At 73.7% G+C, this 8,604-nt stretch carries 6 protein-coding genes; all 6 read left to right on the top strand.

Features of this window, described 5'->3' with window-relative positions:
* Positions 1 to 66 precede the first annotated feature (66 nt).
* The 6 genes from ACIPFH_RS02070 (at position 67) to ACIPFH_RS02095 (ending at position 8,423) form a co-directional block, all read left to right on the top strand.
* Entirely contained in the window at positions 67 to 444 is a 378-nt protein-coding gene (locus ACIPFH_RS02070; RefSeq protein ID WP_356249087.1) for a metalloregulator ArsR/SmtB family transcription factor, read from the top strand.
* Positions 445 to 500: 56 nt separating this feature from the next.
* Positions 501 to 1,190: an aquaporin gene (locus ACIPFH_RS02075; protein WP_401823702.1), complete on the top strand. Its 690-nt coding sequence runs from the start codon at positions 501 to 503 to the stop codon at positions 1,188 to 1,190.
* A gap of 26 nt (positions 1,191 to 1,216) precedes the next feature.
* On the top strand, positions 1,217 to 1,627 hold the full coding sequence (locus ACIPFH_RS02080) for an arsenate reductase ArsC (RefSeq protein WP_401822160.1): 411 nt from the start codon (positions 1,217 to 1,219) through the stop codon (positions 1,625 to 1,627).
* Positions 1,628 to 1,971: 344 nt separating this feature from the next.
* Positions 1,972 to 3,126, top strand: a complete 1,155-nt coding sequence (locus ACIPFH_RS02085; RefSeq protein WP_401822162.1) for a hypothetical protein — start codon at positions 1,972 to 1,974, stop codon at positions 3,124 to 3,126.
* Between the two features lie 48 nt (positions 3,127 to 3,174).
* Positions 3,175 to 3,939, top strand: a complete 765-nt coding sequence (locus ACIPFH_RS02090; protein ID WP_401822164.1) for a TIGR03936 family radical SAM-associated protein — start codon at positions 3,175 to 3,177, stop codon at positions 3,937 to 3,939.
* Between the two features lie 278 nt (positions 3,940 to 4,217).
* On the top strand, positions 4,218 to 8,423 hold the full coding sequence (locus ACIPFH_RS02095; protein WP_401822165.1) for an Rne/Rng family ribonuclease: 4,206 nt from the start codon (positions 4,218 to 4,220) through the stop codon (positions 8,421 to 8,423).
* Positions 8,424 to 8,604 lie beyond the last annotated feature (181 nt).

Here is an 8,604-nt window from a genome sequence, read left to right on the forward strand (position 1 = left end):
ACGGCTTGTATTGATGTTCGTTGATTCAACCTTGCGCCTTGGATCGAAAAACGTCAACATAGAGGCATGTCGAAACAAGAGCTGCGGATCCTCGGCCGGGGCGCGGACGACGCCTGCTGTCAGGGGCTGGCCTCGGCGCCGCTGGACGAGGAGCAGGCAGCCGATCTGGCGAAGATCTTCAAGGCGCTGGGTGACCCGGTGCGGCTGCGGCTGATGTCGATGATCGCCTCACGGGAGGGAGGGGAGGTCTGCGTGTGTGAGTTGACGCCTGCCTTCGAGCTGTCGCAGCCGACGATCTCCCACCACCTGAAGCTGCTGCGGGTGGCCGGGCTCATCGACTGCGAGCGTCGCGGGACCTGGGTCTATTACTGGGTGCTGCCCGGCGTCCTCGACCGCCTGGCGCGGTTCCTCGCCGTGCCTCACTCCGCGAAGGAGCCGGTGTGAGCGGGTCCCTCGGTCGTCGGGTCGCCGCCGAAGGCGTGGGGACGGCGGCGCTGGTGATGGTGGTGGTCGGTTCCGGGATCCAGGCGACGCGACTGACACACGACGTCGGCCTGCAGTTGCTCGCCAACTCGACGGCCACGGTGCTCGGCCTGGGGGTGCTGATCACTCTGCTCGGGCCGGTGTCCGGTGCGCACCTCAATCCGGCCGTCACCCTCGCGGCATGGTTCACGGGTCGGGGAAGCGGGGAGGGGCCGACCTCGCGCGAGGTGGCCGGGTACGTTCCGGCGCAGGTCGTGGGGGCCGTGGGGGGTGCGGTCCTGGCCGACGCGATGTTCGCCGAACCGCTGGTCGAGTGGTCCACCCACGACCGCTTCGCGCGCCATCTGTGGCTGGCGGAGACCGTCGCGACCGCCGGGCTCGTTCTGCTGATCCTCGGCCTGAACCGGACGGGGCGGGGGCGCTTCGCTCCGGCGGCCGTGGCGTCCTACATCGGGGCCGCGTACTGGTTCACCTCGTCCACGTCCTTCGCCAACCCCGCGGTGACCATCGGCCGGACGTTCACCGACACGTTCGCCGGGATCGCGCCGACCTCCGTCCTGCCGTTCATCGCCGCTCAACTGCTGGGCGCGGCGGCCGGCTTGGGTCTGGCGGCGCTGATGTTCGGTCCCGCCGTTCCTTCCGAGGCGACCTCTGCGGTCGTCCGGTCGCACGACGAGACCGGCCTCGCAGCCCCCGCCGCCCCCTGAAGCACCCTCCGAGGAAGACACCCGCCATGAGCGATTCCGTCCAGCGCCCTTCCGTCCTGTTCGTCTGTGTGCACAACGCCGGGCGCTCCCAGATGGCTGCCGCCTTCCTCGCTCACCTCGCGGGGGAGCGGGTCGAGGTCCGGTCGGCCGGGTCAGCCCCCGCCGCCAGCGTCAATTGGGCGGTCGTCGGTGCGATGAAGGAGGTGGGCATCGACATCACCGCCGAGACGCCGAAGGTTCTGACGGTCGAAGCCGTCCAGGCGTCCGACGTGGTCATCACGATGGGGTGCGGTGACACCTGCCCCGTCTTCCCCGGCAAGCGCTACCTCGACTGGCGACTCGACGATCCGGCCGGCCAGGGCGTGGACGCCGTCCGCCCGATCCGCGACGAGATCGAGAGGCGCGTCCGTGACCTGGTGGGCGACCTGACCGGGTGAGCGGCGCAGGGTTGGGACTGCTGCCGGTTTACCGAGCATGAGTGATTTCCTCGAGTTCTCCATCTGCGTCTACTGGATCGGAGACCACACGGCCGCCGTCCGGGCGTGCGACGCGCTGCTGAACGATGCCGGGCCTGCCCGATGCCGTTCGCCGGCAGACCGAGGCCAACCGGGAGTTCTCCGCGCCCCGCGTCAAGGGCGTCCCCGTCCGGCCGGCCCGGAACGGCGTCCGAAGGCGTCCGGGGCCGGGAAGGCGGCGAGGGCTCGGAGGAAGTGGCGGAGCGCGTTCCCTGACACACCCTCAGCAGCGCATCCACCGGGACGGTTGTAGCGTCTACGTCGATATGGACCTGCAGAAACCGCCCGCCGGACCGCCCGCCGGACCCCCCGCGCAGCCGCCCGTTCCCACGCCCGCCCGGACGCCCGAGGGATGTCTTGTCGTGGCGGTCCGGCTGCCCGTGCGGATCGTGGTGCTGCTGTTGGTCCTGCCGGTGCGCATGGTGTGGGACGCGTGCGTCGTCGTGGGGCGGTTCCTCCGGGACACGGTGCTCCGGCCGCTGGGGCGGGCCCTGTTGTGGCTGGCGAAGGCGCTGTTGGTCCTGCCGCTGGTCGGGCTGTGGCGGTACGTCGTCGTCCCGGTGGGCAGGGCGCTCGGGTGGCTGGGGCATGTGCTGCTGGTGGTGCCGGTGGTGTGGTTCCACCGGTACGTCCTCACGCCGGTCGGGCACGGCCTCGCGTGGCTGGCCCGGGGGATCTGGGCCGGGCTGGCGTGGGTGTACACGCGCGTGCTGACGCCCGTCGGGCACGCGATTCGCCTGCTGCTGAAGGCGATCGGGACTGTTCTGGCCGCCGTCGGAGCCGGTGCGTACGCCGCCGTGGCGTGGCTGGTGGGGTACCTCGTCGTCGTTCCGGCCCGCTGGATCCACGCATGGGTCCTCGTGCCGGTCGGGTGGGCGATCGCCTGGTGCGCGCGTGGGGTGTGGCGGCTGCTGTCGCTGCTCGTCACCGGGATCGGCATGGTCCTGTACTGGACCGTTCGGATCCTGGCCGTGCTGCCCGCGCTCGGCCTGTGGCGCTGGGTGCTCGCACCCGTCGGCCGCTTCCTCGCGGTCGTCGCGCGTGAGGTGGGGGAGGCCCTCGGGCACGCCTGGCGGATCGCCGGACGGATCTCGCTGACGGTCGGACGTTTCCTCGGGACCCTCTTCCGGTGGGTCTTCGTGGAGCCGGTGCGCTGGGTGTACCGGACCGTCCTCACCCCGGTCGGACACGTCGTCCGGGACGCCCTGCTGCGTCCCGCCGCCGGCGCCGCGCGCAGCGTGGGCCGGGCCGCGCGGCAGGCGCTGGCCGCCGCCCGCGAGACGGCCCGGCAGGCCCGCGCCGACGTGCGTCGGATGCTTGTCGGGGAGTCGCGGCAGCGGGAGGCGGTCGGCCGGCGGGAACCATCGGCGGGCGAGACACGTACTCTTGGTAGGAGTACGACCGCTCTCACGAAGGACTGAACGACACTGGGCAAGCGACAGCCCGAAGGCCCGCCGCCCGCACCCGCGGTGCAGCGCATCCGACTGCGCTACACCAAGCGCGGCCGCCTCCGGTTCACCAGCCACCGTGACTTCCAGCGCGCCTTCGAGCGTGCGTTGCGCCGTGCCGAGGTACCGATGGCGTACTCGGCCGGGTTCACGCCGCATCCGAAGGTGTCGTACGCCAATGCCGCACCCACCGGCACGGGCAGTGAGGCGGAGTACCTGGAGATCGCGCTCACCGCGGCGCGTGACCCGGAGAAGCTGAGAATCCTCCTCGACGAGTCGCTGCCCACCGGGCTCGACGTCGTCGACGCGGTCGAGGCCCGGACCTCGGGACTCGCCGACCGGCTGACGGCCTCCGTGTGGGAGCTGCGGCTGGACGGTGTGGACCAGGCCGACGCCGATCGCGCGGTGGACGCCTTCAACAAGGCCGACGCCGTCGAGGTCCAGCGCATGGCCAAGAACGGCGTCCGAACCTTCGACGCCCGCGCCGCTGTCGTGCACCTCGAGACGCACAGTGAACCTGCTGATAGGCCGACGGACCAGCCCTGTGCGATACTGCGGCTGGTTGTTCGGCACGTGACGCCTGCCGTACGACCCGACGACGTCCTGTCCGGTCTTCGCGCCGTGGCCGACCTGGCGCCGCCGGTCCCCGCAGCGGTGACCAGGCTGGCGCAGGGGCTGTTCGATGAAGAGACCGGCACGGTGACCGACCCGCTCGCGCCCGACCGCGAGGCAGCACCGGCCCCCACAACGGCCGATCCCGCTGCCGCCGCGAAGGCGCCCGCGTAGGGAAGGTTCCGCGAAGGAACGTACGTCGTAGCGCCGCCCTCGTACTCGGGAGCCACCTGGGTCGGGCGGCGAACCGACCAGAAGACTTTCGCCAGGCCGTACGCATTCGGCGTACGGAACCGGTGAGACAGGACACAGAGAGCTCCCGTGCGGCGCCCGCGCCCCGGACGGCGGCACCGCGCATCGCGCGAGCCGCGGACGTCAACGGCGATCGATCCTTCGTGATCGACGTCCGGACCAGGCGCGGCGCCCGGGAGCCTGACGGGAGAAACGCCCGCATGCTCGAGCCAACCGAATCCGCAGAGTCCGTCACGGACTCCGAAGCGAACACCCCCAGCGACACCCTGCCGCCGCGTCGGCGGCGCCGTGCCGCTTCCCGGCCGGCGGGTCCGCCGGTCGCCGGCGCCGACACCTCGGCCGAGATCACCACGCCGGCCATACCGGCCGTGGAGTCCGCCGAGCAGTTGGCGGAGGAGAATCTCGACGACGAGGCCGCCGAGGTGGCCGAGGCCGTTCAGGCCGACGGCACCGCTGACAGCAAGGCCGAGGAAGCCGACGAGGCGCCCGCCGAGGCCGCGCCCCGTACGCGCCGCCGGGCCACCCGCCGTGCCTCCGCGCCCGCCGGGGCTCCGGCCGCCGCCGAGACCGCCGAGACCGTTCTGCCCGCGGCCGCCGAGGTGAGCGCGCCTGCCGGGCTGGAAACCCCCGCGGAGGAAGCCTCCGTCGAGGAGACCCCCGCCGAGGACGCGGCTCCTCGCCGCGGCCGTCGCCGGGCCACGCGTCGCGTGACCACGCCGTCCGCGTCCGCCGAGACCCAGGCCGGGGCTGTCGAGCCCGCCGCCGAGGAGGTCGCCGCAGTGCAGCAGCCCGCCGTGGAGCCCGAGGCCGCGTCCGAGCCCGCGCCCCGTACCCGGCGCCGGGCCACTCGCCGGGCGACCGCGCCCGCCGGAACGCCGGAGACCGAGACGTCCGCCGTCGCCGCCGAGGTTCCCGCCGAGGCCGGGACGCCCGCCGCCGAGACTCCCGCCGTGACCGACGAGACGCCCGCCGAGCCCGCCCCCCGGACCCGTCGTCGCGCCACGCGTCGTGTGGCCGCGCCCGTCGAGGCCGAGGCTGCCGAGGTCACCGAGGAGCCGGCCGCCCCCGCGGCCGCTGCCGCCGTCGAAGAGGCGCAGGCCCCCGAGGCCCCTGCCGCTTCCGCCCAGGCCGCTCCCGCCGCCGACGAGGCACCCCAGGCCGACGAGGACTCCGGTTCGCGTCGCGGGCGTCGTCGGGTGGTCCGCCGGGCCGCCGGTGGTTTCACGGCGCCTGCGCAGGAGAACGCGGACGCCGACGCGCCGCGTCGTCCGGCGCGCCCCGCGGTCGCCGTGTTCCAGGCGCCCGTGTTCGCCGAACCGCAGTTCCAGACCGCGCAGCGGGCCGCCGCCGAGGCTGCCGCCGAGGCCGAGGTGACGGAGCCCGAGGAGTCCGAGGAGCCCGAGGAGACTCAGGAGCTTCTGGAGGAGCCGACCGGGTCGCGACGTCGCCGTCGTCGCCGCGCCGCCGGCTTCGGCGAGGAGACCGACACCGGCCGCACCGCCGAACCCGCCGCGGCCGCGGCCGCGCCCGCGCCCGTCGCCGAGGACGCGTCGGAGACCGAGCCGGAGGAGGCCGACGAGGCCGCCGAGGACGTCGTCGACAGTGACGACGAGACCGAGGACACCGGGTCGCGTCGCCGTCGCCGTCGTGGTGGCCGTCGCCGCCGCCGTGGCGATGCCGCCGACGGCGAGGGGGACGTCGAGTCCGACGAGTTCGCCGCCGAGCAGGCCGCGCAGGACGCCGAGGACACCGCCGAGCAGGAGGACGAGGACGCCGAGGACGCGGAGGACGAAGCCGGTGGCTCCACCGCCGGCAGCCGCCGTCGCCGTCGCCGTCGCCGTCGTGCCGGTGACTCCTCGACCGAGGCCGAGCAGTCGGCCGACGGGGACCCGGAGCGCACGGTCGTCAAGGTCCGTGAGCCGCGCAAGCCCTCCGAGCCGTCCGACGAGGTGCAGTCCATCAAGGGCTCGACCCGGCTCGAGGCCAAGAAGCAGCGCCGCCGGGAAGGCCGTGAGCAGGGCCGCCGGCGGGTGCCGATCATCACCGAGGCCGAGTTCCTGGCCCGCCGCGAGGCCGTCGAGCGGGTGATGGTCGTCCGCCAGAGCGGCGAGCGCACCCAGATCGGCGTCCTCGAGGACAACGTGCTCGTCGAGCACTACGTCAACAAGGAGCAGGCCACCTCGTACGTCGGCAACGTGTACCTGGGCAAGGTCCAGAACGTGCTGCCGTCGATGGAGGCCGCGTTCATCGACATCGGCAAGGGGCGCAACGCCGTCCTGTACGCCGGTGAGGTGAACTTCGAGGCGCTCGGCATGGCCAACGGGCCGCGCCGCATCGAGGCCGCCCTCAAGTCGGGTCAGTCGGTCCTCGTCCAGGTGACGAAGGACCCGATCGGACACAAGGGCGCCCGTCTGACCAGCCAGGTCTCCCTGCCCGGCCGCTACCTCGTGTACGTGCCCGAGGGCTCGATGACCGGGATCAGCCGCAAGCTGCCCGACACCGAGCGGGCCCGGCTGAAGACGATCCTCAAGCGGATCGTCCCCGAGGACGCGGGCGTCATCGTGCGCACCGCCGCCGAGGGCGCGAGCGAGGACGAGCTGCGCCGTGACGTCGAGCGGCTGCAGGGGCAGTGGGAGGACATCCAGAAGAAGGCGAAGAACGGCGGCAACGCGCCGACGCTGCTGTACGGCGAGCCGGACATGACCGTCCGGGTCGTGCGCGACATCTTCAACGAGGACTTCACCAAGGTCATCGTCAGTGGTGACGAGGCCTGGTCGACCATCCACGGGTACGTCTCGCACGTCGCGCCCGACCTGACCGACCGCCTGTCCAGGTGGACCTCCGAGGTCGACGTCTTCGCCACGTACCGGATCGACGAGCAGCTCGCCAAGGCGCTGGACCGCAAGGTCTGGCTGCCCAGCGGTGGTTCGCTGGTGATCGACCGGACCGAGGCGATGGTCGTCGTCGACGTCAACACCGGCAAGTTCACCGGTCAGGGCGGCAACCTCGAGGAGACGGTCACCAGGAACAACCTGGAGGCGGCCGAGGAGATCGTGCGCCAGCTGCGGCTGCGCGACCTCGGCGGCATCATCGTGATCGACTTCATCGACATGGTGCTGGAGTCCAACCGGGATCTGGTGCTGCGGCGTCTGCTGGAGTGCCTGGGCCGCGACCGTACGAAGCACCAAGTCGCCGAGGTCACCTCGCTGGGGCTCGTGCAGATGACCCGTAAGCGGGTCGGCCAGGGTCTGCTGGAGTCGTTCTCCGAGACCTGCGTGCACTGCAACGGGCGCGGGGTCATCGTCCACATGGAGCAGCCGACCGCCGTCGGTGGCGGTGGCAAGCGCAAGAAGCGCGGCCGCGGTGGCGACGGACAGGGCCACGACCACGAGCACGACCACGAGACGGTGACGGCCGACGTCGTCGAGACGTTCGCGGGCGCCGAGCAGGAGACGGAGAGCGAGGCCGAGGTCGCCGCCGAGGTGGCCGGGCCGGTCGCGCTCGCGGTCCCCGAGTTCGCGCCGGACGAGGAGCTGTACAGCAGCATCGCCGAGGCGGAGGCCTCTGCCACGCGTGGCCGGGGCCGACGTCGGGCGAGCCGCAGGGCGTCCGCTCCGGCGGGTACGCCGAGGGGCGGCGCGCGCAGGGCGGGCGGCTCCGAGGCGTTCGGCGCGGAGCCCGTCGAGGCCGCCGCCGAGGAGGCCGTCGAGGCGCCCACCGCGCAGGGCGTCACCGCCGAGGCCGAGGCCGAGCGTCCGGTGCAGCCGGCCGAGGCGGTCACCGCCCAGGCCGAGCCGGTCGCCGTCGAGGACCCGGTCGTCGAGGCCCCGGTGGCCGAGGCCCCGGTGGTCGACGAGGCCGCGCCCAAGGGCCGTACGCGTCGTCGCGCCACCCGCAAGGTGTCCGCGCCGGCCGGTTCGCCCGCGGGGGCGGAGGCCGCCGTGGTGACGGTCGCCGAGCCGTCGGTCGCGGCGGCCCCGGTCGCCGAGGCCGCTCCGGCGGAGCAGCCCGAGGCCGAGCAGGCCGCCGAGCCCGTCGTCGAGAGCGCGGCCCCGGCCCGCCCGCGGCGCCGTGCCGTGCGCAAGGCCACCGCGCCGACCGCGTCCGAGGAGACGGCCGTCACGGTGGTCCCGTCGGCCGCGGTGGAGACCGTCGTCGAGGAGACCGAGGCGCCCGCCGAGGAGGCCGAGGCCGCTCCGGCGAAGAAGACGGCCGCCCGCAAGACGGCGAAGAAGGCCACGGCGAAGAAGGCCGCCACCAAGAAGACGGCGGCGGCGAAGACGACGGCCGCGAAGAAGACCGCCGCCAAGAAGACGACGGCGAAGAAGGCCGCGAAGGCGGTGTCGAAGACGACGGCGGCGGCCCAGCAGGGCCAGCCGACCGTCTCGGCCTCGACGCAGGAGTGACCTCCTGCGTCTGAGCCGCTCCGACCGTCGCGGGGGGCCCCGGGGCCCCCCGGGGGCGCCCCCCCCCCCGCCCCCCCCCCCGCGGCGGGGGGGGGGGGGGCCCCCCCCGCGCCGGGCCGGGGGGGGGGGGGGGGGGGGGGGGGGGCGCCGGCGGCGGGGGGGGGGGGCGGGCGGGGGGGGC

This window comes from Streptomyces sp. NPDC088157 (assembly GCF_044741545.1).
Classification (GTDB): Bacteria; Actinomycetota; Actinomycetes; order Streptomycetales; family Streptomycetaceae; genus Streptomyces.